Annotated in this window: 21 protein-coding genes and 1 pseudogene; 11 read left to right on the top strand and 11 right to left on the bottom strand. The window is 69.8% G+C overall.

Going from position 1 to position 25,979, the window contains the following annotated elements:
* The first annotated feature begins 160 nt into the window (after positions 1 to 160).
* Positions 161 to 784, top strand: coding sequence for a hypothetical protein (locus tag AB0O67_RS03265; RefSeq protein WP_365445267.1), 624 nt, complete (start codon positions 161 to 163; stop codon positions 782 to 784).
* 63 nt (positions 785 to 847) lie between these two features.
* Here AB0O67_RS03265 and AB0O67_RS03260 read toward each other — a convergent pair whose 3' ends face one another.
* Positions 848 to 2,503, bottom strand: a complete 1,656-nt coding sequence (locus AB0O67_RS03260) for a hypothetical protein (RefSeq protein ID WP_365445264.1) — start codon at positions 2,501 to 2,503, stop codon at positions 848 to 850.
* 399 nt (positions 2,504 to 2,902) lie between these two features.
* Here AB0O67_RS03260 and AB0O67_RS03255 point away from each other — a divergent pair, with 399 nt between their 5' ends.
* Both AB0O67_RS03255 and AB0O67_RS03250 read left to right on the top strand, forming a co-directional pair.
* The gene (locus tag AB0O67_RS03255; protein WP_365445261.1) at positions 2,903 to 3,193 is read left to right on the top strand and encodes a hypothetical protein; all 291 of its coding nucleotides are present in this window, start codon (positions 2,903 to 2,905) and stop codon (positions 3,191 to 3,193) included.
* A gap of 277 nt (positions 3,194 to 3,470) precedes the next feature.
* Positions 3,471 to 5,579 carry a SpoIIE family protein phosphatase gene (locus AB0O67_RS03250; protein ID WP_365445258.1) on the top strand — a complete coding sequence of 703 codons (2,109 nt, stop codon included), beginning with the start codon at positions 3,471 to 3,473 and terminating at the stop codon, positions 5,577 to 5,579.
* Between the two features lie 119 nt (positions 5,580 to 5,698).
* Here AB0O67_RS03250 and AB0O67_RS03245 read toward each other — a convergent pair whose 3' ends face one another.
* Positions 5,699 to 6,151, bottom strand: a complete 453-nt coding sequence (locus tag AB0O67_RS03245; protein WP_365445255.1) for a lamin tail domain-containing protein — start codon at positions 6,149 to 6,151, stop codon at positions 5,699 to 5,701.
* A gap of 394 nt (positions 6,152 to 6,545) precedes the next feature.
* Between AB0O67_RS03245 and AB0O67_RS03240 the strand changes: the two genes are divergently transcribed.
* Positions 6,546 to 7,088: a DUF1707 domain-containing protein gene (locus AB0O67_RS03240; RefSeq protein WP_365445252.1), complete on the top strand. Its 543-nt coding sequence runs from the start codon at positions 6,546 to 6,548 to the stop codon at positions 7,086 to 7,088.
* A gap of 23 nt (positions 7,089 to 7,111) precedes the next feature.
* Here AB0O67_RS03240 and AB0O67_RS03235 read toward each other — a convergent pair.
* A pseudogene (locus AB0O67_RS03235) lies at positions 7,112 to 7,245 on the bottom strand (anti-sigma factor); the annotation flags it as partial.
* A gap of 547 nt (positions 7,246 to 7,792) precedes the next feature.
* On the opposite strand from AB0O67_RS03235, the gene AB0O67_RS03230 reads away from it, so the two are divergent.
* The 5 genes from AB0O67_RS03230 to AB0O67_RS03210 all read left to right on the top strand — a co-directional run bounded on the left by AB0O67_RS03230 (position 7,793) and on the right by AB0O67_RS03210 (position 12,286).
* Complete coding sequence (locus AB0O67_RS03230; RefSeq protein WP_365445249.1) at positions 7,793 to 9,532, top strand: ATP-binding protein; 1,740 nt, start codon at positions 7,793 to 7,795, stop codon at positions 9,530 to 9,532.
* Between the two features lie 124 nt (positions 9,533 to 9,656).
* Positions 9,657 to 10,076, top strand: coding sequence for a roadblock/LC7 domain-containing protein (locus AB0O67_RS03225; protein WP_365445246.1), 420 nt, complete (start codon positions 9,657 to 9,659; stop codon positions 10,074 to 10,076).
* Positions 10,073 to 10,429: a DUF742 domain-containing protein gene (locus AB0O67_RS03220; RefSeq protein ID WP_365445243.1), complete on the top strand. Its 357-nt coding sequence runs from the start codon at positions 10,073 to 10,075 to the stop codon at positions 10,427 to 10,429. Before AB0O67_RS03225 ends, AB0O67_RS03220 begins: the two co-directional genes overlap by 4 nt.
* Positions 10,410 to 11,027 (top strand): ATP/GTP-binding protein, encoded by a 618-nt coding sequence (locus tag AB0O67_RS03215; protein ID WP_365445240.1) that lies wholly within the window; start codon positions 10,410 to 10,412, stop codon positions 11,025 to 11,027. Before AB0O67_RS03220 ends, AB0O67_RS03215 begins: the two co-directional genes overlap by 20 nt.
* Entirely contained in the window at positions 11,024 to 12,286 is a 1,263-nt protein-coding gene (locus tag AB0O67_RS03210) for a cytochrome P450 (RefSeq protein ID WP_365445237.1), read from the top strand. The genes AB0O67_RS03215 and AB0O67_RS03210 overlap by 4 nt, the downstream gene beginning before the upstream one ends.
* A 78-nt stretch (positions 12,287 to 12,364) precedes the next feature.
* Here the strand turns inward: AB0O67_RS03210 and AB0O67_RS03205 are convergent, their stop codons facing one another.
* The 3 genes from AB0O67_RS03205 to AB0O67_RS03195 form a co-directional block, all read right to left on the bottom strand.
* Positions 12,365 to 13,591, bottom strand: coding sequence for a cytochrome P450 (locus tag AB0O67_RS03205; RefSeq protein ID WP_365445234.1), 1,227 nt, complete (start codon positions 13,589 to 13,591; stop codon positions 12,365 to 12,367).
* A 124-nt stretch (positions 13,592 to 13,715) separates the two neighbouring features.
* Positions 13,716 to 14,426, bottom strand: coding sequence for a maleylpyruvate isomerase family mycothiol-dependent enzyme (locus AB0O67_RS03200; RefSeq protein ID WP_365445231.1), 711 nt, complete (start codon positions 14,424 to 14,426; stop codon positions 13,716 to 13,718).
* A gap of 12 nt (positions 14,427 to 14,438) precedes the next feature.
* The gene (locus AB0O67_RS03195; RefSeq protein ID WP_365445228.1) at positions 14,439 to 14,948 is read right to left on the bottom strand and encodes a GNAT family N-acetyltransferase; all 510 of its coding nucleotides are present in this window, start codon (positions 14,946 to 14,948) and stop codon (positions 14,439 to 14,441) included.
* Positions 14,949 to 15,118: 170 nt separating this feature from the next.
* On the opposite strand from AB0O67_RS03195, the gene AB0O67_RS03190 reads away from it, so the two are divergent.
* Positions 15,119 to 15,745, top strand: coding sequence for a LysE family translocator (locus AB0O67_RS03190; protein WP_365445225.1), 627 nt, complete (start codon positions 15,119 to 15,121; stop codon positions 15,743 to 15,745).
* 247 nt (positions 15,746 to 15,992) lie between these two features.
* Here the strand turns inward: AB0O67_RS03190 and AB0O67_RS03185 are convergent, their stop codons facing one another.
* From AB0O67_RS03185 to AB0O67_RS03175, 3 genes are all read right to left on the bottom strand, one after another.
* Positions 15,993 to 16,490, bottom strand: coding sequence for a transmembrane transport protein (locus AB0O67_RS03185; RefSeq protein WP_365445222.1), 498 nt, complete (start codon positions 16,488 to 16,490; stop codon positions 15,993 to 15,995).
* Entirely contained in the window at positions 16,487 to 17,035 is a 549-nt protein-coding gene (locus tag AB0O67_RS03180) for an RNA polymerase sigma factor (protein ID WP_365445219.1), read from the bottom strand. The genes AB0O67_RS03185 and AB0O67_RS03180 overlap by 4 nt, the downstream gene beginning before the upstream one ends.
* A 173-nt stretch (positions 17,036 to 17,208) precedes the next feature.
* The gene (locus AB0O67_RS03175; protein WP_365445216.1) at positions 17,209 to 18,279 is read right to left on the bottom strand and encodes a glycoside hydrolase family 43 protein; all 1,071 of its coding nucleotides are present in this window, start codon (positions 18,277 to 18,279) and stop codon (positions 17,209 to 17,211) included.
* Positions 18,280 to 18,623: 344 nt separating this feature from the next.
* On the opposite strand from AB0O67_RS03175, the gene AB0O67_RS03170 reads away from it, so the two are divergent.
* Positions 18,624 to 21,899, top strand: coding sequence for a LamG-like jellyroll fold domain-containing protein (locus tag AB0O67_RS03170; RefSeq protein WP_365445213.1), 3,276 nt, complete (start codon positions 18,624 to 18,626; stop codon positions 21,897 to 21,899).
* Positions 21,900 to 21,958: 59 nt separating this feature from the next.
* Here the strand turns inward: AB0O67_RS03170 and AB0O67_RS03165 are convergent, their stop codons facing one another.
* A complete protein-coding gene (locus AB0O67_RS03165; protein WP_365445210.1) occupies positions 21,959 to 23,461 on the bottom strand; it encodes a glycoside hydrolase family 43 protein in 1,503 nt (500 codons plus the stop codon).
* Positions 23,462 to 23,572: 111 nt separating this feature from the next.
* Positions 23,573 to 25,930 (bottom strand): AbfB domain-containing protein, encoded by a 2,358-nt coding sequence (locus AB0O67_RS03160; RefSeq protein ID WP_365445207.1) that lies wholly within the window; start codon positions 25,928 to 25,930, stop codon positions 23,573 to 23,575.
* Positions 25,931 to 25,979: the final 49 nt, after the last annotated feature.

Here is a 25,979-nt window from a genome sequence, read left to right as displayed (position 1 = left end):
ATGCGTCAAGTCCCGAATTCCCGTGTCACGTGATTCAGGGGCATGACGTGACCGGGCCGCACCGGCCTTAATCGAGACAGGGCTCACACGGAACAGACGGCCCGCCCGCACCGGCCGGAAAGCCCGGTTCTTTACACGCCTTACGAAGGATTTGGTTTCCATGGCCCGCCGTTCGCTGACACAGCGCCTCGTGATGCTCCTGGCCCCGACCGTCCTGACTGCGGGAGGTGTGCTGATACCCACCAGCGCCCTCGCCGCTCCGGCGACACCCCACTTCGAAGCAGCGGCCACGACAGTCGTCCCGCACGGCGACCAGGCCGGTCACGGCACCGCCTCCGCCGTGAGGTGGGTGAAGTCCGTCGACGCCTCAAGTGGCATCAGCTTCGCACTGCCCGGAAAGTCCACGCCCGAGAAATTGGAATCCGGCGGTTTGCACGGGCGCCTCTACACCGTGCCGACCTCTGACGGATTCGTGTACTTCCTCGTCGTCGACCTGAAGGGAGCCGGGCCGGCCGAGCTCAAGGGGCTGGTCGAAGGCACCCGCCAGGGGATCGCCGAGGAGTACGGCGACGGCACCATCACCAGCCAGAAGGCCGGCACCGTGGACAGCCGCCCCAGCCTGGAGGCGCGGCTGACCAACACGAGGGACGACCTCACGGCCAGCGCCACGGAGACCGTCACGGACGACCACGTCGTCCAGGTCCTGACCGTCGGCTCCCAGACGGACGAGAGGTCCGTGACCACGACCCACAAGCACGCCGTGGACAGCCTTCGCATCCCATGACCCGGTACTGGCGCGGTCGGAGTATCCCGCCGGCCGCACCCTTGCGAACGACGCGGTGAGGCGTCATCCCGCGGACCGGCGCCGGATGACGAAGACGATCACCGCACCCAGTCCCACGGTCAGGAGCGCGCCGCCCCCGACCAGGAGCGCGCCGCCCCCACCGGTCGAGGCTAGCCCGCCGCCGGAGGAACCATCGGAGGACGAAGAGCCGCTGCCACCCGACGTGCCGGTGGAGCCGGGCGTCCCGCCGCTGCCGGAGGCACTGGCGCTCGGGGTGGACGAGGGACCACCCGAGGACCCCTGCGTGCTACCGCCGTCATCGGTGGGGTTCAGGACGATCCATGCCCAGTTGTTCTCCTGGTTGGGCTCGCTCGGGTAGTCGAAGGGCTGCATCTCGATCTTGCCCTTGGCGTTCTTCACGACCTTGTCGATGCGCAACTCGAACGGGAAGGTCAGGTTCGCGTCCTCCAGGACCGGCGCGTGCGCCCAGCATCCGTAGAGGCCCTCGGTGTGGGAGTCGGGCCAGCAGTCTTCGGGGATCTTCGTCGCCGTGGCACCCGGCGGGACGGTGACGTACGTGAGCATCGGATCGTCGTCCGGCGGTTCGAGCCCGCGCACCCAGGCGGGGCCGAGGTTGCGGAAGCCGACGTCCACCGTCACCGTCTCCCCGACGGCGCCGCGTGCGGAGTCACCGGTGATCAGGATGTCGTAGGAGGTGTCGAAGGGCAGCCACGCCGATCCCTGGGTCCAGTAGGTGCCCGGAGCGCCGGTGAGTTCTTCCAGCGTCAGCGGTGCGCCGGTGCCCGGTGTGTAGCCGTCGGTCGCCAGCAGGGCCTTCGCCTTCTCGGCGTCGGCGGGGGCGAAACTGTAGGTGAACCGGTCGTTCAACGCGAACGGGAGAGTCCTCACCTTCAGCGGCTCGGCCACCGCGTAGGCCGTGCCCGCCTCGACGACGTCCGAGAAGGCGCAGATCGCGTCGGTGCCCTGCCCCTGCAGCGGGCCGTCGGTGGTGTGCCGGTAGGCACAGTTTCCGTGCCGATCCACGAAGCTCAGCCCTCGTGTCCCACGGAAGCGCAGCACAACACCGTCGGCGGGCGCGCGGCCGGCGTTGCGCAGGCCCAGCGGCGCATTCCAGGTGTGGCCCACACCCACCCCGGGCGGCGACAACTGGCGGCTGACGATCCGCGAGTCGCTCACCACCACCTCGATGCGCAGCGGCGCGAACTCGACGCCCTCGCCCTCCCCCCTGACCGTGATCTCGCCCAGTCGCCGTGGTGAACCGTTCGCGCCGACGTCTAGGCGGATCCCGCCGATCACATTGGCCTGCTCCCCCGCGCGGATCTGATCGCCCTCACAGGTGGCGCCCCACGGGCTCGGGGTGCAGGGCAGCTTGGCCTCCGCGACCTGTGCGAGACCCCCGATCTCGATCTTGATCTTGTAGTCGCCCTGGTGGACGACGGGCACCTCCCCGTCCTCCGCGGGCTCGTCGCTGCCGGGCGCCGCGAGCCGCAGCATGATCTGTGGCTCGGCCGGATCACCGTTGTCGCCCTGCAACGACAGATCCACACGGGACTCGCCGGTGATCCTCACCGGCAGCGGAAGCGGGTCGCCGTCGACGGCCAGCGCGGGGGCAGCAGCACCGGAGCCGACAGCCAGAACGGCAGCCGCCGCGAGCCCTGGCATCGTCCGAAAGACGGATCTGCGGACGGGACGTCTCATCAACGCCTCCTTGTCGCACGTAGGAAACTCCGAGGGGGCGCTCGTCACCGAGCACTCACCTGTCCGACATCCGACAGACACCCTTCGTTGCCCTGGTGCGCATCACGGACCCGTCACAACAACCGTCCACTGCCCCGTTCGGGGCCTAGAGTGTCGATCATGTTCAGGTCAGGGGGGTCCTCGCGTTGTTCGGGCTCGGTTGGTGGCTGCTGGGCACGAGCGGGTTCGACGGATCGGCCCGGCCGGCCGGGGTCATGGGCGGCTGCGCCGTCACATTGGGGCTGATGCTCGCCGCGCCGTTTTCTCCCCGCGTCGGCAGGGGGCCCGCTCCCCGCCGACCGACGCCGGCGGTTCAACCAGATCAACGGCCTCCAGTGGCTGCTGATCGTCGTCATCGCCGTGGTGTGCGCGCGGGCCGGAGTGCCGGGGCTCATTCCCCCGCTGGTCGCCGTCGTCGTCGGACTGCACTTCCTTCCGCTCGCAGCGGTGTGCGAGCAACCCAGGCTGCGGGTGCCGGCGGCTCTGTTGGTGGGGGCCGGACCAGCGGGGGTGGCCGTATGGCTGACGGACAGCCCGGACACGACGGTTCGTCTGGTGGTGGGCCTCCTCTGCGCACTCAGCCTGTGGGGCATGGCGATCTGGACGGTGACGGCAACGGCGTCCGCCACCCGGCAAGGCGTCCGGGAGTGAGAGGGCCCCCACCCGATCTCCCCCTCCGCCGACCAGGTGGTGGGACGGTGGGAGCGCAACGATGGCCAGACCGGCGTGGGGGGCACAGTATGGCTCTTGTGCGGGTCGCCCGAGACCAGGGATCAACTTCCAGGGCGCGCCTCGGCGGGTCCCACCGGCTGCCTCAGGTTCGTGCCGCATCGTAGACGGGTTGCCGCCCTGCTCGAGGACCGCCGCCCTTCAGTGGTGGGGCGGGTACGCCGGTGGATCGGGTCGGCGGGCGGAAGGAATGAGTGCGATGAGCCCAGCGCGGCGGCGCGTGGACCACGCCGATCGTCCGGAGGACGGGGCGTCGGACCCGAGTGCGCTGATGGATCTGCTGGGCGTCGCCGCGGTGCTGGTGGAGGCCGACGGCCGGATCGACATGTGGAGCCCTCAGGCCGACGAGCTGTTCGGCTACACCCGTGGCGAGGCGGTCGGACAGTACGCGGCGCACCTGCTCCTCCACCCCGAGCACCGGGAGGCGGCGATCGGGCTCTTCGCCGAGGTGATGGTGACAGGCCAGGCCTGGGCCGGGCCCTTTCCCATCCGGCACAAGGACGGCAGCACCCGACTGGTGGAGTTCCGCAACATGCGGCTGACGGACAACCTGGGCGATCACTACGCGCTGGGGCTGGCCACCGACCGGTCCACGCTGCTTCAGGTGGAGCGCAAGCTGGCCCTGTCCGACCGCCTGGTCACCCAGGCGCCGATCGGGCTGTCCGTCCTGGACACCGACCTGCGGTACCTGGCCGTGAACCCGGCCCTCGCGTCGATGCACGGCATGTCCGAGGCCGACCACATCGGCCGGAGGTTCAGGGAGGTCCTGCCCGGTGAGCCGTTCCTGAGTGCGGAGGACTGCATGCGGGAGGTGCTGGCCACCGGCGTCCCGGTGGTGGACCGGCAGGTGGTGGGCCGCCCCGCCGGGGACCTGGAGCAGGAGCATGCCTGGACCATGTCGTTGTACCGGCTGGAGGACCACCGCGGCCATGTACTGGGCATCGCCAACGTGGTGGTGGACATCACCGACCGGTATCAGGCAGCCCGGCAGGCCGACCGGGCACAGCAGCGCCTGCGGTTGATGGCCAGCGGCTCGGCTCGCATCGGGACGACCCTGGAGGTGGAGCGGACGGCGCAGGAACTGGCCGACGTCGTCGTCCCCGATCTGGCCGACATGGTCGCGGTGGACCTGCTCGATTCCGTCCTGCAGACGGGTCGTACGGATTCCGGCGAGGACCCGGCCCTGTTCCGGGCCCTGGCGGTGAAGACGGCCTACCCCACCGGCGCCGCCGAGGCGATCGTGGCCCCCGGGCGCCTGACCACGTACCACACCGACCACCCGGCGGCGCACTGCGTCCGCACCCGTAAGCCGGTCCTGATCACCGATCTGAACAGCGGCGATGTCACCCGCGTCGCCGAGAACGACCATGCTGCCCAGCTCCTCGCGCAGGCGGGTGTCCACACCAACATGGCGGTCCCCCTCATCGCCCGTGGCCAGATCATCGGCGTCATGGGCATGGCCCGTGCGCGCAACCCACAGGCCTTCGACGAGGACGACCTCACCCTCGCCTGCGAACTGGCCTCGTCGGCCGCCCTCAGCATCGACAACGCCGTTCTGCACCAGCACATCCGCAGCGCCGCCGAGACACTGCAGCGCAGCCTGCTGCCGCAGCTCTCCCCCCGGCATCCCGGTCTGGAGGTCGCTGCCCGGTACCGGCCCGCACAGGCCTTCAGCGAGGTGGGCGGCGACTGGTTCGACGTGATCCCCCTCGACGGTGACCGAACCGCTCTCGCGGTGGGCGACGTCATGGGCAGCGGTATCCCGGCAGCCACCACCATGGGCCGCCTGCGCACCGCCACCTCCACGCTCGCGGACCTCGACCTCGACCCCGCCCGGATCCTCACCCACCTCGACAAGATCATTCAAGGGCTGGACCCGTACCTCGCCACCTGCGTCTACGCGATCTACGACCCGCACGACTGCCGCCTGCACGTGGCCTCCGCCGGCCACCTGCCCCCGGTACTGATGCGGGCCGACGAGCCACCCGAACTGCTCGACCTGCCCACGGGCACGCCGCTCGGAGTCGGCGGCGTCCCGTTCGAGACCACCACTCTCGACCTGCGACCCGGCGATCAGCTGGTCCTCTACACCGACGGACTGGTCGAAACCCGTGACGACCCCATCGACGAACGCCTCGACGACCTCGTGGCTCTGCTGTCATCGCCGCACCGCTCCGTCGAGGAAACCTGCGACCGACTGCTCCAAGAACTCCGGGCCCCTGCCAGCCATGACGACGTGGCCCTGCTCATCGCCCGCACACAGTCACTGACGAACAACTGCGGACCGGGCCCACTACGCCCGGTGTAGGCCGATGCGCACTGAGGGCGCGTGGTGTGCCGTGCCGGTCGAAACATGCGGGTGTCCTGCCACGGCGCCGTGGCAGGACACCCGGTCATGCTGTCGTCGCCCCTCGCGCGGGTCGGGCGTCAGCGGCGGTGGTGGTGTCCGCGACCACCCCAGGACTCGCTGTCGATCTCACGGCCGCGCTGGTTGGCGAGGGTCGCCCTGTCGGAGCGGTCGTCCCACATGTAGTGGCGACGGTCCTGGAAGACGTCGGTGCGGCTGTCGCGGCCGGCGCCGGTGTGGACGCGGACGGAGGACCGGCCGTCCAGACGGAAACGGTCGAAGACGTAGGTCTGACCGTCCCGGTCGGACAGCGTCCAGCCGTCCAGGTTCACGCTGCGCCGACCGGTGTTGGTGACCTCCACCCACTCCTTGTTCAGGGAACGGTTGGAGCGGTCGTCACGTCCCGGCGGGTCGTACTGCACGGCGCTGATGACGACCCGGTCGCGGTCGTCGCGGCGATCACCGTGGTCGGCGGAAGCCGGCAGCGCGGTCACTGCCGCAAGTGCCCCGGCGGCGAGAGCGGCGGCCGTCATACGGCGAGCAGTCAGGGAAGCAGACACGAGATCCCTTTCAGATCAGGACCCGTGGCCTTCTCCGGTGATCCGGGAAAGGCTGGGGTGCGAGCTTCTCGGCCGGCGTTGGCCGAGGACCCACACACTGCCGCGATCGCCCGCCCCGGAGACGAGGCACCAACCCGTGTTGCCAAATATGGACATTTCAGTAACAGTCGAATGTTAACTACACGGACCTGTACGAATCCTCCACGTGCATCCGTGGCCCCCGCACCCACCCTTGCACTGCCCGGGCAGCGGGCTCGCGGACCGCCGCACTCCACCAAGGTCCGCCCTGGGCACTCACCCGAAAGTGAGCAACAGCCCGGTCCCCTCGCACGCGTTCGCATCGCCGGCACGGCTGTAGGGTGAAACGGTGACCTCCGTACCGGAAGACTCGCCGCCGCTGATCGGCGAAGACGACCGCGAAACGGCCGTGCGGCGCCTTCAGAAGGCGTACACCGAAGAGCTCATCTCGCACGCGGAGTTGGACGAGCGCCTCCACCAGGCGCTCACGGCCAGGGCGCACGGCGAACTCGTGTCGGCTCTGGCCTCACTCCCGGAGGAGCACCCAGGCACCACGTCCGTGATCACTGCCGCCGGCGGACGGATCCGAAGGCGGGGCGCATGGCGGGTACCTCGGACCCTGAAGATCGAGTCCGCTTACGGAACGGTGCGCCTGGATCTGTCCCGTGCGATCATCGACCACCCGGTCGTCGACATCGAGCTGCAACTCGGCACCGGTGGGGCCAGGATCAGGGTGCCGCGTGACGCGGTCGTCGACGTCGAAGGTGTGCGCACCGAGTGGAAGGACCTGCGCTACAAGGCCCCGCTGCGTTCCCGCCCCGGCGCACCGAGGATCCGACTCTCCGGGACCATGGGATTCGGCCGATTGAGAATCCGCCACGCACGGCGTTGAAGCTCCGGGTCTGATCCGTCCGGTCATCCGAGAATGGTGATCCCGATCACGCACGCACCGGTCTCGTGCGCGGACGATGTGTGCTGCCCGGCGCGAACACCACGTAGCTGCCCGCTCCAAGACGCCAGCCGCGGTCGATGAACTCACCCGACACCACGTCAGGGCGCCGCCCGCGCAGCCGAGGTCGCCCGGCACATGGCCATGCCTCCGCACCGCGAGGGCGTGCAGCTCCCATACGCCACGCTTCCCCTCCTGTCGACGACCTCGCGTCCCAAGCGGCCGTCTCCACCCGCACGCTCGCCCGCTGGTGCACACGACTCCCGCCGCGCACCGCCGCTCCTTCCGCCATGTCAACTGGCCTTGACTGTCGATAGATGGCTAGAAATGAACCGTCGCTTCCGGCCAGGGAAAAGAACTCGTGACGGCGAGCAGGCCGCAAACCCGTCGTTAGGGACAACCTGAGGGCAGGGGACGGCGGTTACCACCGAAGGCGCACACATATCACAGCTGCCCGTCACGGTGTTCATTTCCCGACGAAGTAAACTTGCCCCTGGGCTGGCCCCCTCGCCGGGGGCACCACGCCTGGCGCGGTGGCTAGCATGAGGCGCGCGCTTGAACCGGAGGACGCCCTACCGCCTTCCAGGTTCTCGGTGATGCGCCAGTCGTCGACGTACTCCTGCTCTCACAGACCGAGGGATCGCGGAATGTCAGTGCCTGCTCGCCCCCGCCAGCGCCGATCCGCGCCGGCGAAGCGCTCCTCAGGGGCCGTGGTCCCCGCGGTCCTGGTCGTCGCGGCCGCGGGGGCTGCCGCGGCCGCCGTCCTGGCTCCCGAGAGAGCGCGCACGTGGGTGGCCGGTACCGCGGTCGTCGCCTGGGTCTGTCTCGCGGTCGTCGGCGTCACCAACTCCCTGGGCCTGCGCCGGGCCCAGCGCCGGGCGGACGCTCTCGGCAGCGAGCTGGAGACCGCCAGGAGCACCTGGATGCGAGGCGGTGCCGAAACGGATCAGCTGGTCAACACGACCCTGCCGACGATCGCCCGCCAGCTGAAGAGCGGCGCGAGTGTCGACGACGTACTGTCCGGATCGCCCACGCCTTCCGACCCGTACATGCGGCGGATGCTGCACGTCTACGCCACCGAGCTCTCCGACTCGGTACGACGGGCCGACGGCGCGCGGTCGGAGCTCGACGGACTGCGGCGCGAAGTGGCCGGGTGGACACGGGAACTCGAACACGTCACCGGCAAGACCTTGCCCGCCGCGGTGGCCCTGCTGCGTGAGGGCAGTTCCGCCGAGACCGTCCTCGCCAAGCTCGAATGGCCGGCTGATCCCTTGCTGCGGGCTCCCGCCGAATCGTTCGTCCGCGAACTCGCCTACAGCGAGCGCCGCTCGGCCGCCGCCCAGGCCGCCTCCGCCAAGGCGCTCAGCCGGGTCCAGGCCAAGACCGTCAGCATGCTCGCCGACCTGCGCGACATGCAGGAGCGGCATGGCGCGGACGTCTTCGGTGACCTGCTGCGCCTGGACCACAGCACATCCCAGCTCGGTCTGATGACCGACCGGCTGGCGCTGCTGATGGGGGGCCGTCCCAGCCGCGTCTGGAACAAGCCGATCGTCATGGAGAGCATCCTGCGCGGAGCGGTCGGTCGTATCGCGGCCTACCAGCGGGTGCGGCTGCACAACTCGAGCAAGGCCGCCCTCGCCGGCTTCGCGGCAGAGGGCGTGATGCATCTGCTGGCCGAGCTGATTGACAACGCTGCCAACTTCTCGCCGCCCATCGACGAGGTCCACGTGTACGTGGAGGAGCGCAGCGCCGGCCTCGTGGTCACCATCGAGGACAGCGGTCTGAAGATGTCCGACGCCGCCATGCGCCGTGCGGAGGAGTCGGTCTCTGGCCGGACCACCGACCTCGCCTCGCTCCAGGGCACCCGGCTGGGTCTGGGCGTCGTGGGTCGCCTCGCCGCCAAGTACGGCATAAGCGTGAACTACCGGCCCTCCTCCCGCGGGGGCACCGGTGTCGTCGTCCTGCTGCCGCCCCAGCTGGTGGCCCAGCAGCGCGAGCCGGTCACCGCGGAACAGCCTCCTCGCAGCGGCGCTCCGGCGGCCGCGGCTGCCCCGCCCGCCCCGGCCGCGGAGGTGCCCCCGCAGCGCCCGCAAGTGGTCGCGCCGGCGGATGTAGTGCCGGAGGCGGAGATTCCGCGCAGCCGCGGCGCGGCCACCCCCAACGGCCTGCCCGTCCGCGCCCCCGGCCGCACCATGGCCGAGGCGGAACGCGCGCGGCCGCAGTCGGCGGCCGAGCCGGACCGCCCGGAACCCGGCGCCTCCGGTCCGGCGCGCGACGCCGGGAGCCGGTTCGGCGCCTTCCACCGTGGCCGTCAGGCGGGAGGCGCCGCGGAGGACCCGGCCGCCGCCTCCTCCGGGCCCGACTCGCTGCCCGAGGCGGACGACTAGTCCCGGCCTGTCACACCGCCCAGGGCACCTCAGCCCGCCTTCCCCGCACTGATTCGCCGCACCCCGTTTGATTGGAGGAACGGGTCGGGTGACCGTCGATCGGTCATGTCCCGCCCCGCCCATCATGGAGACCACTGACAACAGCCTGACCTGGCTCTTGATGAACCTCTTGGAGCGCACGCCGGGCACTCGTCACGCCCTCGTGCTGTCCCGGGACGGTCTGAAACTGTGCTGGACGGAGCATCTGACCATGGACCAGGCCGACCAACTGGCGGCCATCTGTTCCGGTATGCAGGCCCTCGCCCAGGGTGCCTCCGTGGAGTTCGGCGACGGTTCGGGCGGCGTGCGGCACTCCATGACCGAGTTCCACGGAGGTCTGCTCTTCATCGTGGACGCCGGCGAGGGCGCGCATCTCGCCGTCCTCGCGGACGACGGTGCGGACCCGGGCGTGGTCGGCCACCAGATGACGGAGCTCGTGGACCAGATCGGCGACCATCTGAGGGCCGAGCCGCGCACAACCGTCACACGGAGTGCCTCCGCGTGACCCGCAAGCCCGTGGACATCGGCGTCCCGGACCGGCTCCACACGGTCACGGGCGGTCGCAGCGAGGCCGACGACTCGTTCGACCTGGTGACGCTGATCGTGAGTGAGTGCGAGCCCACACAGGGGATGCAGTCCGAGCACACGCGGATCCTCGAGCTGTGCCGGCACCCGACGGCGCTGGTGGAGCTCGCCGCCGAGCTGAAGCTGCCCATCACCGTCGTACGGATCCTGCTCGGTGACCTGCATGACATGGGCAAGGTGAGTGCCCGTCACCCCCGCGCGGCCGAGTCCGTCGCGGGTCTCCCCGAAACCGCCCTGCTCCAGGAGGTGCTCCATGGGCTCCGCAACCTCTGAGCTGCCCTCGCAGCGCACGCCGCTCGCCGATGCGGCCGAGACCGGACTGAAGATCGTCGTCGTGGGTGGTTTCGGCGTCGGGAAGACGACCCTGGTCCGCTCGGTGAGCGAGATCCGGCCGCTGAACACCGAGGAGGTGATGACGCAGGCGGGTCAGGACGTGGACGAGACGGCCGGTGTGGAGCGCAAGACCACGACGACCGTCGCGTTCGACTTCGGGCGCATCACCCTGAACGAGCGGATGGTGCTGTACCTGTTCGGCGCGCCGGGCCAGGAACGCTTCTGGTTCCTGTGGGACCGGCTGTTCTCCGGCACGCTGGGCGCGGTGGTCCTGGTCGACACGCGGCGCATGGCGGACTCCTGGTACGCGATCGACCGGCTGGAGCACCACAAGACGCCCTTCGTGGTGGCCGTCAACAGGTTCGACAACGACGCCAGCCGGTTCTCGCTCGACGAGATACGCCAGGCTCTCGCCCTCGGTGACCACGTCCCCATGGTCGACTGCGACGCACGGGTCAGATCCTCGGGCAAGGAAGTCCTGATCACCCTCGTCGACCACCTCTACACACTGGCACTCTCCCGTGAGGGGACATCGTGAGCGACGACACCGGCGCCCCGTCCACGAACACACCGCCACCGGGTTGCCCGGCGCACGACTCCGCCGTTCAACTGGGCGGTCTGGAGTACCAGCAGACGCCCTCCCAGCTGTATCGGGCCATGCGCCGGGAACACGGCGCGGTCGCGCCGGTGCTCCTGGACGGCGGCATCCCCGCCTGGCTCGTGCTGGGGTATCCCGAGGTCAGCTATGTCACCAGCCACGACGAGCTGTTCGCCCGGGACTCCAGGCGCTGGAACCAGTGGCCCCACATCCCCGACGACTGGCCCCTGCTTCCGTTCGTCGGCTACCAGCCGTCGGTGCTGTTCACCGAGGCCCAGGAGCACCAGCGCCGTGCCGGTGTGATCACCCAGGCGCTGGAGGGCATCGACCAGTTCGAACTGGCCCGCGAGTGCCAGGCGATCGCCGAGCAGTTGATCACGGTGTTCGCCGGCAGCGGGCAGGCCGAGCTCATGAGCGCGTACGCGCACGCCCTGCCGGCCCGCGCGGTGCTGTGGATGTGCGGAGTTCCGCAGGGCGGCGCGGACACCGACAAGCTCGTCGACGATCTCAGAATCTCGCTCGACGCCGGTGAGGGCGACGACCCGGTCGCGGCGTACATGCGCGTCGGGGCACGCATCACACAGCTCGTCAAGGAGAAGCGGGAGAACCCCGGCCCCGACGTCACTTCGCGGATGCTCCTCGACCCGGCCGGGCTCACCGACGAGGAGATCGTCCAGGACCTCATCTCGGTCATCGCGGCGGCGCAGCAGCCGACGGCCAACTGGATCTGCAACACCCTGCGGCTGCTGCTGACCGACGAGCGTTTCGCGGTCAACGTCTCCGGAGGCCGGGTCAGCGTCGGCGACGCGCTCAACGAGGTGCTGTGGCTGGACACCCCGACGCAGAACTTCATCGGCCGGTGGGCGGTGCGCGACACACAGCTCGGCGGGCGGCTCATCCGAGAGGGTGACTGCCTCGTCCTCGGGCTCGCGGCGGCCAACACGGACCCGCAGATCTGGCCGGAGGCGCATGTCGGTGCGGAGAACTCCGCACACCTGTCCTTCAGCAACGGTGAGCACCGCTGCCCCTATCCGGCGCCGCTCCTGGCGGACGTGATGGCCCGCACGGCGGTGGAGACACTGCTGGAACGCCTGCCCGACCTGGTGCTGGCGGTGGAGCCGGAGCAGTTGACCTGGCGGCCGTCGATCTGGATGCGCGGGCTGACGTCCCTGCCTGTGCAGTTCACGCCGGCGCTGTGATCGCACCCTCCGCGGGTCGGCGGGATCCTGGAAGATCCCCGGCCCGCGGAGGGCACGGTGCGGCTGCCGGACCCGTGGTCAGCCCGTGACCGGGGTGAAACGCACCGGCAGTGACTGCGGTCCGCGGGTGAAGACTCCCTGCTCGGCCGGGTCGAACCCGTCGGCGAGGCGGAGGTCGGGCATGGCGTCGAGCAGTTGGTTCACGCCGATCTCCACTTCCGCCTTGGCCAGCAGCGCACCGACGCAGAAATGCCGGCCGAGCGCGAAGGCGAGGTGGTCGGCCGCGGCCGAGAACGCGGACGTCGTGGTGAGGTCGTCACGGAAGATGTCGAACCGGTCGGGCTCGCGGAAGCGGCGCTCGTCCCGGTTCGCCGCCCCGATCAGACAGGTCACCGTGGCGCCCCGCGGGATGGTGCCGCCCGAGACCTCGACGTCGCTGGCCGCCTGACGCATGATCATGTGCACCGGAGGGGTGAAGCGCAGGGTCTCCGCGAAGGCGGCCGATATGAGGCTGCGGTCCTCCCGGACGGCGGTCAACTGGTCCGGGTTCAGCAGCAGGTTGGCCAGGATGCTGGCGATCGCCTTGTCGGTGGTCTCGCCGCCGGCGGCCAGCAGGAGGCTGCAGAACGCCTTGATGTCCTCGTCGCTCATCCGCACACCGTCGACCTCGGCGGCGCAGAGTGTGGACAGCAGGTCGTCGCCGAGGTTGTCGCGCCGCTCCTGGATGATCGGAATCATGTACTCGGCGAACTCCACGCGCGTACGCTCGCCGGCGGCGGTCACCTCGGCATCACCGGACAGGTTGCCCAGGAACGCGATCACCGCGGTGTACCAGCGGTGGAAGCGCGCGTGGTCGGCCTTGTCCAGGCCCAGCATGTCCGCGATCACGTTGACCGGGAACCGGGTGGCGTAGTCGCTGACGATGTCCGCGGTGCCCGACTGCCGGAAGGCGTCGATGAGCTCACGGGAGTTCCGCTCGATGACCGGCAGGAACTTCTCCTGGAGGTCGCTGCCCCGGAACGCCGGTGCGACGAGCGCTCGCCGCACCGCATGTTCCCGGCCACTGAGCTGGAGGATCGTCTTGCCGTGGACGGGCTCCAGCTGCCAGTTGTAGTTGTCGGTCGTGAACTCGGACCTCTTGTCCTTGAAGACGCGTTCGACGTCGTCGTAGCGGGAGATGATGTAGCTCTGGGTGGCTTCGTGCCAGATCAGCGGTTCTTTCTCCCGCATCACCGCGTACGCGGGGTAGGGATTCGCAGCGAACTCGGGCGAGAGAATGTCGGGCGCTTGCTGGGCCGTGGACACGGAACTCCTCGAAGTAGACGCATGCCGTCGCACAGCAGATTAATGATCTTTCGTTGGCTCAAACAGGCTACTCCTGGCCGTAGTTGAATTCATGACCGGTCTTCGGCAGGGGCCGCTTCAGGCTTCACACGCGCTCCAGGCGCGGTAAAGGGTGGGGTGGCCAGGGGCCGAGGGCAGGGAGCTCCACTGCCGCCACCGGAGCGACCACGGGCGTACGACCGGCCAGCCAGGCCGCCAGGTCGCGTACGCCTCCGGTGACCACCGGGCCCGGCGGCCCGTCGCCGGCGGACCAGTGGCGGCCGACATCCTCGGCATGGATGCGGGTGCCTGCCGGAAGGCGGCCGAGGAGGAAGTCGATGGCGTGTGCGGCCAGGTCTTCGGGCCAGTCGTCCGGCCGCACGCCGAGTTCCAGGTCGACCATGTGGATCCATGTCTCGCGCCAGCGCGCGAAGACGGTGGCGGCGAGGTCCGCATTGCGGAACGTGACTGGCCGACGCCAGTCCACGTCGGTGGCGCGCGCCCAGGAGGTCTCCAGCCCAGCCGTGTGCGCGGCGAGTTGCTCGCGGTGCTCGGCCGCGCCGCGGTCTGCCGTGGCCTCGATGATGGCGTCACGCTCGTCGCGCCCGCCGTCGTAGCCCGCGACGAGTTCACCGCGCAGGGCATGTTCCGCGAGACGGGCGAACATTCTCGCGTTGTCGGTGAGATGCGCGAGGACGTGGCCGCGTGACCAGCCCGGAAGAGCGGAGGCCTGCGCGACCTGCTGGTCGTTCAGCTCCGCCACGAGACATTCCAGGGTCCGGTGGGCCTCGATGACGGCCGCGACAGGAGGTTGCATGCCCCTGCGCCCCTACAGGGCCCGGACCGGGGTGAGGACTGGCGGAGCCTGGGCAGCGAGTTCCACGAGTGGTTCACCGCTGAGCCGGCACACCGTCCATTCGTTCAGGAGCTCCACGCCGAGCGACTTGTAGAAGTCGATCGTGGGCTCGTTCCAGGCCAGGACCCACCACTCGAAGCGCTCGTAGCCGTTCTGGTGACAGATCGCGGCCAGGGAGGCCAGCAGAGCCTTGCCGTGTCCTCCACCTCGGGCGTGCGGCCGTACGTAGAGGTCCTCCAGGTGCATGCCGCGCGTGCCGGTCCAGGTCGAGAAGCGGGGGAACCACAGGGCGAAGCCCAGGGCCTGCCCCGTCTCCTCGTCCTCGGCGATCAGCGCGAACGCAGCCGGATGTTCTCCGAACAGCGCCTCGCGAAGCTGCTCCTCGGTTGCTCGCGCCTGCTCAGCGGCCCGTTCGTACTCGGCGAGTTCGCGGATCATCGCCCGGATCTCCGCGATGTCGTCCACAGTGGCGGCTCGGATCATGCCGAAGATCATTGGCCAAGGTAGCGAGCCGTGTCCATCCGGTTCCGCGCCCATGAGTGGCGTGAACCGACCGCGGGCCACGCCGTGGACGGGCGATCCGCGGAAGGCGGTCCGCAGCCGGACCGGCAAGAGCCTTGTGGGGCGTCGACGAGCCTGGCGATGCTGCCTGGATGATGACTTCCGTCGTTGCGTTCGTCGGCGCGGCCCTCCTGATCGCCATGGTCCCGGGGCCGAGCACGGTGGTGATACTGCGCCGAACGGTGGTGAACGGCCGCAGGACCGGTATGGCCACCATGGTGGGTAACGAATGCGGGGTGCTGTTGTGGGGCCTCGCCGCCGCGTTCGGTCTCTCCGCCCTGCTGCTGGCCTCGCAGGTCGCCTACGACGTCATCCGGATCGTCGGCGCCGCGGTATTGGTGTGGATGGGAGCGCGTGCCTTGTGGCAGGCGAGGCGGCCGGGCCCGGTGGCGGACGGGGTACCGGGGGGAACAGCCGCGGTGTCGCTTCGGCGGGCGTACCGGCAGGGCCTGGTCACCAACTTCGCCAACCCGAAGGCAGGCGTGTTCGCGGTCTCCTTCCTGCCGCAGTTCGTGCCGGATGGAGCCCCTGCCCTTCCTACGCTGCTCGCCCTCTCCGTGATCTGGGCCGTGGTCGACCTGATCTGGTACATCCCGTTGGTCTGGCTGGCCGGACGTGTCGCAGGAGTGCTCCAGCGGCGGTCCGTCCGGCGCCGGATGGATCAGCTCTCCGGGGCGCTGCTGGTCGGACTCGGGGTGCGTCTGGCCACCGAGTCCTAGGACGGGTGACTGCGGGTGACGACGTCGGGGCCTCGTCGCGGACCCGCTCGAAGGTTCAGGTCAGGAGCGGGCCGTTCCCGATCAGCAGCGCTGTGCACGCCAGCGCGGTGGCCGGCTGGACGGTGCGCTTGGTCGCGCCGCGGAGGCGTGGCGCGAGGGCCGGCGGGCCAATCGGGGCGTTCTTGTTGTTCCTCGCGGGCTCCTTGACGTCCGGACGACATGGATCCGGCCGGATGCGCTCCGGAATTCAGGGGGCTTCCTGTCGCAGAGCGTCCCGTAGCCGCAGCAGCTCGCGACGGCGGGACTGCGCCCGGACCAAGATGAGTCCGGCCGCGGCGACGAGGGCGGCACCGGCCAGTGCGGTTGCCAGCGCCCCGGCCGTGGTGGCGCGGGCCGCGGCCAGCACCGTGCCGGACACGGCGGTCACCACGGTGGCCACGAGCGCGAGCCGCGCTCCCAGCACCCGGTCCCGGGCGAACAGCGGTCGCCGCCTGCTCAGCACCCGGACGGCGAAGGCACTCCAGGCCAGCCCGATGGCGATCAGGCCGGCGAAGGCGGCTTGGGTACGCGCGGGGAGCGGATGCGGCTCGGTGGCCCACAGCATCGCGATCAGCGCCGCCGCACACCCTCCCGCCAGCCCCACGGCCACGTGGCGCATCCGGGAGCCCAGCGAGACCTCCGCAGCCAGCGCGCGCTCGAGTTCCTCAGGCACATCCCGCCGAGCTGCGGGGTTCTGCTCGCTCATGCCTCGTATCCCCTCTCGGCAAGGACTCTTCGCAACATGCGGCGCGCGCGGTGCAGCCTGCTCTTGACCGTGCCGGGCGGTACGCCGAGCACCTCCGCGCAGGCAGCCAGGGGCAGATCCTGCAGGTGGAACAGGATCAGCACCTCACGCTCCAGGGGTGGCAGCCCATTGAGGCCGGCTTCCACCTGCATCGTGTTCAGCACACCGCCGAGAGAGTCGTCGTCATCGACGACGGCGCCCGCCTCCTCCACGGACGTCTCCGCAGTTTGGTACGCCTGCCGCAGGTGGTCGGCGACCGTGCGCCGAGCGATGGTGAACAGCCACGGGGCGAACCGCTCCGGCTGCCGCAGCCGCGGCAGTCCGCGGACCACGGCGACCCACGCCTCCTGTGCGAGATCGTCCGCGAGGTGCGGAGAGCCGACCATGCCCCGCACGTAGCGCCAGAGCGGAGCATGCCAGACACGCACCAGTTCGCGGAACGCCTCCCGCTCCCCGAGCTGGCAGCGCACCACCAGCAGCCCGTCGCGTCGCCCGTCGCCGCTCACCGCACCTCCCCTGTCCCGCGCCAGGTGTCACCGAGACAGTCGGGATGGGGGGCGGAAAGGTTCACAGGACCTGAGCGACCGACCGGTCAGGAGCCTGTTGGACACGCCGAGGCCTCCCGGCACGAATGGTCAGGAAGCAGCCGACGGTCGACGTGGGCGTCCCCGCTCTGCTCCTACTCGAAGAACTTCAGGCTCCAGCCGGCGTCCGCGTTCGGGCCCGGGACGTCGGCGCGACTGTACGTGGTGTCACCCCACCAGCAGAACGTGCCGGTGTACCAGTAGCGGTTCTCCCAGGAGTACGGCGTCCCCTTCGGCACCGCGTGGAACATCAGCGGGAACGTCGGCCCGGCGGGCGGGCTGGTGCCGATGTCGCCGTCGAGCAGGACGAAGGTGTGGTGGCCGGGGCCGTTGACGTGCAGGGTCGGGTCCCAGCCGGCCATCATCGTGGCGCGGTGGGAGCCGAACAGGCAGCCGTTGGACTTGTACCAGTCCCACACGTACGTGGGGTCGCCGCCGGCCCGCAGCCGCAGGTCGGCCAGGCAGTACTGGTCGCTCCAGCTGCCGTTGGCGGAGTACACGACGTGGAGCTGCCCGTTGGGGTCCTTGATGGCCTCGGGTGCCTCGTTGATGTACGGGTTGCCGACCACCCGCTCCCAGCTCTCCCGCGGCTGCGAGATGACGTGGCGCCCGCCGGTCGGCGTGGTCGGGCCGCTCATCCGCGCGATGTAGAGGTTCTGCTCGACGTTGGTGTCACCGGCCCAGCCCGACCAGACGAACCAGCGCTGTCCGTTGAAGGTGAACAGGGTGCCGTCGATCGCCCACTTGTCGTCCGGCAGGGCCAGTCTCGTCTCGGCGGTGTACCCGCTGTCCGGGCTCGCCGAGCTGATCACGTACATCCGGTGGGCGGCTCCGCGGCCGGCCGTGAAGTAGATGTAGTAGCGGCCGGCGTCCCGCACGATCTCCGGGGCCCAGACCTCGCCGAGGTTCCTGGTGTCCGACCAGACCTGCCGCGCGGGCGCCGACGCCAGGGCACTTGTCGACGGGGCCTGCCGCACGGCGATGCCGGCGCCGGTGGACTGCACCGAGACGTAGGTGCCGCCGACTCTGAGGACGCTCGGGTCAGCGGCCCGCAGAGCGGTCTGCCCGGCTCGCGCGGGTTCGGCGGACGTCAGCGCCAGCACGGCGGCGAGCACGCCGGACAGCACGAAGGCGGCTGCGCCGGAGAGATGACGAGAAAGCCTCATGTCCCGCCCATCGTTGGCCTCCGCTTCCCGTTGCGGTCGGCGGAGATCGCCTTTACATCGATGCAATCAGCGCTCCCAGCATCTTGAGCGGCGCTGAACATGTCAATGGTGCGGTCCTGCGGAGATACGTCCATGGGCAGGCGTGGCAGCCAACTGGCCGCACGCCGCCCGCCCGTGACGTCACGTCGGCCTGTGATGCGCGAGGTCTGGACAGCCACCCGAGGGCGTGTTGTCATTCCGCTGTCGCAGGATTTCCAACGTTGAAAGAGCCGCCTGACCGCACCCGTACCGGCGTTCGCCTGTGACCGGTCCCGGTCGAGGGCCTTCGTGCGAGGAAAGGTTCGATGACAAGACAACACATCCGCCCACGCGTCAGAGCCTGGGCGCTGCTGACCGCCGCGGCCCTGGTGCTGCCTCCCGGCGGCCTGGCTGCCACCGCCTCGGCCGCGGAGCCCGCCGGCCGTGCGTCGGCGCTCCCCGCCGCCGAACAGTCCGACGTCGAAGTGCACGGCCTGAAGGGCGAGTACTTCAGCATGTCGGCGCCCGGTGCACGGGACTTCGCCGAGCTCGGTGGCACGCTGCTCGAGCCGCAGATCAACTTCTCCGGCCTGACCAGCACGTTCCAGGAACTCAACGGCAGGACGGAGCACACGACGGCCCGCTGGACGGGGCAGATCGAGGCGCCGGCCACCGGTGACTACACCTTCTACGCCATCGGCGACAACGGCTTCCGCCTCTTCATCGACGGCGAGCCGGTCATCGACCACTGGGAGCCGGACTGGGACCGGGAACAGACCAGCGCGCCGATCAAACTGGCGGCCGGGGAGAAGCACGACTTCCGCCTGGAGATGTTCCAGGACTTCGGCGGCGCCAACATGTTCCTGCGCTGGTCCACCCCGGACCAGCCCAAACAACTGGTGCCGATGTCCGCGTTCACCCCACCCGAGGGCTTCGAGGTCTACCCGGTGGAGATGTCCGTGGCCGCGGACGGACGCCGACTGCGGGCCCGGTTCGAGGGCCGGGTCGGTGATCTGCGGACGGTGAAGGACCACCTGAAGGTCGAGGTCGACACCACGGCCATGCCCCTCAGGTCGGTCACCGCCGCTCCTGGTGACCGCAACTCCCTGCTCGTGACGCTCGCCGAGCCCGTACAGAAGAACCAGCAGGTGCGGGTCACCTACGACGGCGAGGGCGGCCTGACCTCGGGCGGCGAAACCGTCCCGAAGGTCATCCGCTACGCCGACAACGCCTCCACCCACCGCCTCACCACCAAGTGGGGCGACCGGCTCGACGAGAAGCACCCGCTGCCGGAGTACCCGCGCCCGCAGCAGGTGCGCGCCAAGTGGAAGAATCTGAACGGCCCCTGGCAGTTCAGCGGCGCCGAGGCGGGCGAGCAGCCGGTGTTCGGCAGGAACCTCGACGAGAAGATCGTCGTGCCGTTCCCGGTCGAGTCGCAGCTCTCCGGGCTGGAGCGGCACGAGGACCACATGTTCTACCGCAAGCTGGTGGACGTGCCGAAGGACTGGAAGGTGGGCAAGGACGGCAGGAGCAACCGGCTGAAGCTCAACTTCGGCGCCGTCGACTACCAGGCGCGGGTATGGGTCAACGGCACGCAGGTCGCCGAACACACCGGCGGTTACGACGCCTTCAGCGCCGACATCACCGACGCGCTGAAGGGCACCGGCCCGCAGGAGGTCGTCGTCGCTGTCACCGACACCGGTGGCGCCAACCAGCCGATGGGCAAGCAGTCCGTCAATCCCGGCGGCATCTTCTACACCCAGTCGTCGGGCATCTGGCAGACCGTGTGGATGGAGCCGGTGGCCGAGGCTGCCATCGATAACGTTGTCACCACCCCGGACATCGACACGGGCAGCCTCGCCGTGACGGTGGAGTCGGACCAGGCGTCCGCGGGCGCCCGCGTCGAGGCCGTCGCCCGCGACAAGCGGGGCAGGGTCGTCGGCAAGGTCAGCGGGCCGGCCAACAAGCAGCTGCGGCTGCCGGTGGCCGACCAGCACCTGTGGAGCCCGGACGACCCCTACCTCTACGACCTCGACGTCACGCTCACCGACGGCAGGTCGAGCGACAAGGTCGGCAGCTACTTCGGGATGCGCGAGATAGGCATCGAGAAGGTGGGCGGTTTCCAGAAGCTGGTGCTGAACGGCAAGCCGATCTTCTCCCTGGCCACGCTGGACCAGGGCTTCTGGCCCGACGGGCTGTACACGGCACCGAGCGACGAGGCCCTCGCGTTCGACCTCGAGGCACACAAGCAGCTGGGCTTCAACGCCGTCCGCAAGCACATCAAGGTGGAGTCTCCGCGCTGGTTCTACCACGCGGACCGACTCGGCCTGCTGGTCTGGCAGGACTTCGTCTCCGGGAACATCACGAACGAGACCGGGCGGCGTGCCTTCGTCGACCAGGGCAGGGAGGTGATGCGGGAGCATCACAACGCGCCCTCCGTGATCAGTTGGATCGTCTTCAACGAGGGCTGGGGCGAGTGGGACCGCGAGGAGACCGGCCGTATCGCCGAGTCCGTGAAGGAGGCCGACCCGTCCCGTGTCGTCAACGCCCACAGCGGGGTCAACTGCTGCAACTCGAAGGGTGATTCGGGCAAGGGCGACATCATCGACCACCACGACTACAACAACGAGGACCCGCCGTTCCCCGACCACCGGGCCGCGATGGACGGCGAGCACGGCGGCTTCGTCCTGCGCACCCCGGGCCACATGTGGCCGGGCGCCCCGACGGTGATCTACAGCGGCGTCGCCGACAAGGAGGCGCTGACCCGCAAGTACCTGGAGAACACCGAGCAGTTCTACCTCGACCAGGCCGGGGCCGAGCTGTCCGGTTCGGTCTACACCCAGATCACCGACCTGGAGAACGAGCTCAACGGCCTGTACACGTACGACCGCCGGGAGATCAAGGTCGACCCGGTCAGGGTCCGGGAGATCAACCGCCAGGTCGTCGCCGCCGGTGCCGCCGCCGGTGAGCGGCAGCCGCTCAAGGGCGGTGGGCACTGGGCCCTCGACGAGGGCACCGGGACGACCGCGAAGGACGACGGCCCGAACGCCAGGTCCCTGACGCTCACCGAGGGCACCACCTGGACGCCCGGCGTCAGCGGCAGCGCGCTGAGGTTCGACGGCCAGGGCCAGTACGCCGAGACCGACGGGCCGGTGCTCGACACCACCGGAAGCTACTCCGTGTCCGCCTGGGTGCGGCTGGACGAGCTTCCCGGCAACTACGCCACCGCGGTCAGCCAGGACACCCGGCGCCAGGCCAGCCCGTTCTACCTCCAGTACGGACAGGGCGCGTTCGCCTTCAGCACTCCGGGCGGCAACCGCGCCCGGCTCGTGACCACCCCGGAGACGGGACGCTGGTACCACCTCGTCGGCGTCCGCGACAGCACGAACAACACGATCACGCTGTACGTCGACGGGAAGCCGGCGGCGACCGCCACCGGCGGTGCGGCCTACCCCAGCACCGGTGCTCTCACGCTGGGCCGCGCCCAGTGGGAGGGGAACAACACCGACTACTGGAACGGTTCGGTCGACGAGGTGCACGCCTACGACACGGCGCTGACCGCCGAGGAGGTGGGCGCGCTCCACACCGCCGAGAAGCCGTAGCACGGCAGCGGTGAAAGGGCCCCGGCGGGAAGCACTCCCGTCGGGGCCCTTCCGCGGGGTCATTGCACCGGCGAGACCGCGAGGTTGTCGAACGAGGCGGGGGTGCCGAAGACCCGGAACCCGGTGGCGCCGCTGCGGTAGGTACCGTCCGTGACGGAGATCTTCGGTGTGCTCATGTCGTCGACGTACACCTTGATCGAGGTGCCGACGGCGGTGACGCGCAGCCGATGGGTCGATCCCGGGGCGATGGCCAGCCGGCCTGTCCCCAGCTGGGTCCAGCCGCCGTCGGCACGTCCGAGCACGACCTTGCCGCTCGCGCCGATGCCCGCGTAGTACCCGGAGTAGCTGTCCCAGCCGACCGACGGACCGGTCACCCGGAAGACCAGGCCGGCGTCGCCGTCGCGCGCGTCCGGGGTCACGTCGGCGTCATAGGTGAAGTCGGCGAAGTCCGTGTCGAGCAGGGCCTTGCCGCCCAGGGAGTGACCGGCCCGGTAGCGCCCGCCCGCGGCCGACCAGGTTCCGCCGTGGGTCTTCCAGCCCAGCGCGTTGCCGTCGGCGAAGTTGTCCCGCACCCGCATCTCGACGCGACGGATGGTGCCGTCGGCATTGAAGTGCAGCCGGTCGTAGGCGAGTTGGCGGTGATTGCCGTCGGTCTCGCTGAGCGGCCGGCGATGGTAGACGATGTACCAGATGTCGGTGCCGGGCACGTTGACGACCGAGTGGTGACCGGAGCCGCGGGCGACGGCTGGATCCTGCGCGAGCACCTTGTCGATCTTCTGGAAGGGCCCGGTCGGCGAATCGGACATGGCGTAGGAGACGGAGTAGTCCGGACCGGTCCAGCCTCCCTCGGACCACATGAAGTAGTACTTGCCGCCGCGTTTGAACATGAAGGAGCCCTCGGTGTAGTTCTCCGGGGTGGTCTCCTTGTAGGTGGTGCCGTCGGCGAAGGTGCCCAGGCTGGTCATGTCGGGGTTGAGCTTGACGACGTTGGCGTGGTGCCAGCCGCCGTAGTACATGTACGCCTGGCCGTCGTCGTCGATGAAGACGTCCTGGTCGATGGGCTGGGCGCCGTTGTGGAACCGGGAGACGAGCGGTTTGCCGAGGGCGTCCTTGTAGGGACCTTCGGGGCGGTCGGCGACGGCGACGCCGATGCCGCCGGGCTGGGAGTCGTTCTGTATGTCGTTGGCGGCGAAGTAGAGGTAGTACCTGCCGTCGCGCTCGACCGGTGCGGGTGCCCAGAGGGCGTACTCGGCCCAGGAGATGTCCGCCGTGGACAGGACGTTCGCGTGCTTGGTCCAGTGGACGAGGTCGGTCGAGGAGAAGGCGTCCAGGTAGGTCTGCTCGGCGTAACTCTTCGAGGTGGTGGGGTAGATCCAGTACCGACCGTCGTGGACGACGGTGTCGGGGTCGGCGTACCAGCCGTCGACGAAGGGATTGCCGGACTCCGCCGTCGTGTACTCGGGAGCGGCGGCGGCCGTGGAGAGCGACAGTGTCGCGAGGAGGCCGCCGGCCAGCAGCACGGCGCAGGACTTGGACAGGAGGCCTGCCGTTCGGACAGTCATGGGGGGCTCCAGGATGGCGTGAGGCCGAAGAGGGGGGTCGGGGTCGAGCCGAAGCGGCGGCGCGTCCTGTGACGCGCCGCCGCCCGCTCGGTTCCGTGCGTTACGCCCGGATCACGGCGCCCACGGGGCCTCCACGGTCCACGTGGTGTCTTCCGTGAAGAGTGCGGGGCTGTCCCAGGTGTGCGTGCCGCCCGGGGTGGCGAGCCACAACTGGGAGTCGTAGTGACGCAGGTACTGTTCCGGGAAGTTGTACGCCGACAGCCGCACTCCCCCGTTCGCGCCCCGGACCGGGCAGAAGGTGGCGTCGGCCCGGAAGAGCTCGCCGCTGCCCGCCTCCTTGTGGACGCGGTACTCGCGGTGACGCAGGTACTCGCCGGGGTAGTTGCGCGACTCGAAGCTGTAGCAGGAGCTGTTGGCGAGCCCTGTCACGATCTTCCAGGTGGCGTCGTTCTTCAGCAGGGCGTCGCTGCCGCTGCCGACGACGTCCGTGAAGGCCGCGCCGTCCTTGTGCCGTACATAGCGGTCGGTGTGGCCGGGTGTGGTCACACGCAGCGAACGGTACTGGCCCGTGGGCAGGGTGAGGGGAGCCGTCGGTCCCCGGGAGGCGTCGATGAGCGCGCGGTTGGCGGCCCTGACCCTGGCCTCGTCGACCTTGACCACCTGACGGTCGTAGGTGAGCAGTCCGTTGGCCTCGTTCTCGACGTCGGTGATCTCGGTGTAGACCGAAGCGGACAGGCCGCGCGGCATGCGTACCTCGCGGATCGCGTCCAGCAGGCCGACCAGACGGTTGTTCAGGTGGGCCAGGCTCGGCTGGTCCTCGTAGCTGAAGCCGCCGCCGGGATACCACTCGTGACCGGCGACCTCGAAGCCGAGGCCGCCGAACTCCCCGAGGACGGCGGCCCGCGTGGCGCTGGGCACGGTGGTGCCCGGCCCGACGTAGACATGGTGGTCGACGACGTCGCCGTTGCCGCCGTCGACGGCACCGCAGCAGTTGACGCCGCTCATGTTGTTCACCAGCCGGGAGGGGTCGTACGCCTTCACCTCGCCCGCGATGCGGGCCTGGTCGTACTGGCCCCAGCCCTCGTTCTGGTTGACCCACATGATCAGTGAGGGTGAGCTGCGGTGCTGGTCGATGACGCGGTCGTACTCGGCCTCCCACTGGGTGCGGGCGGCGGCGTCGGGGGTGCGCAGGTCCATCGAGGGCATGTCCTGCCAGACCAGCAGGCCGAGCCGGTCGGCCCAGTAGAACCACCTCTGCGGCTCCACCTTGATGTGCTTGCGGACCATGTTGAATCCCAGGTCCTTGTGCTTCTGGAGGTCGTGGCGGAGGGCCGCGTCCGTGGGCGCGGTGTAGATGCCGTCCGGCCAGTACCCCTGGTCCAGGGTGCCGGTCTGGAAGAGGAACTGCCCGTTGAGGACGGGTCGCAGCAGGCCGTCGACGCGGGCGAGGCCTACGGAGCGCATGCCGGTGTAGCTGCCGACGGTGTCGACGGTCGTGCCGCCCGAGAGCAGGTCGGCGCGCACGTCGTAGAGGAACGGGTCGTCGGGCGTCCACAGGCGTGGGCTGGGGACCGGGACGGTGAACTCGGTGCCCACCGCGCCGGTGGCCGTACCGACCGTCGTGCCGCCGGTGGAGACGGTGACGCGGGCCTGATGGCCGCTCGTGCCGGCACCGCGGACGGTGACCTTGAGGCGGTTGTTCGCCAGGTCCGGGACCATGTCGAGGCGCGCGATGTGCGCGGGCGCCGTGGGTTCGAGCCACACCGTCTGCCAGATGCCGGACGCCGCCGTGTAGAAGATGCCGCCGCCGGGATGCGGGGCGACGTCGCGGATCCGCTGCTTGCCGACGGCCTGGCCACCGGTCTCGGTGGGGTCCCACACGGAGACGACGAGCGTGTTGGTGCCGCCGTTCAGGAGGTCGGTGATGTCGTAGGAGAAGGCGTCGAAGCCGCCGTTGTGCTGGGCGCCCGCCTGGCGGCCGTTGACCCACACCGTGGTACGCCAGTCACTGGCACCGAAGTTGAGCTGGACGCGGCGGCCGTTCCAGCCTGCCGGGACCGTGAAGGTGCGCTTGTACCAGAGCTTGTCGTTCTGGGTGATCCTGCGCTGGATGCCGGACAGGGCGGACTCGGCGACGAACGGGACGCGGATCTGCTCGGTGAAGGACGTGGGCTGGGCGGCGTCCGCCGGGGTGACGGCGAAGTCCCAGATGCCGTTGAGGTTGGCCCAGTCGGGGCGGGTGAGCTGGGGGCGCGGGTATTCCGGGAGTGGGTTGGTGGTGGGGACCTGGTTGGTCCAGGGGGTGGTCATCGGAGCCGGTTTGGGGGTCCACGCCTGGGGCGCGGCCGCGGCGGTCCCGGTGGCGGTGAGGGCCGTACCGCCGACGAGGGTCAGCGCGGCCAGCGCGGTGGTGGCCCACCGCGCCCGCCGTCTGAGCCAGGCACCCGGTCGGCGCAGTGCGGATGACATGGGACGCATCGTGACTCCTTCACTAGTGGGGGTGCGGAGACGTGCGTGT

Source organism: Streptomyces sp. NPDC086077 (assembly GCF_040686175.1).
GTDB lineage: Bacteria > Actinomycetota > Actinomycetes > Streptomycetales > Streptomycetaceae > Streptomyces.
This window is presented reverse-complemented; position numbering and strand designations above follow the sequence as displayed.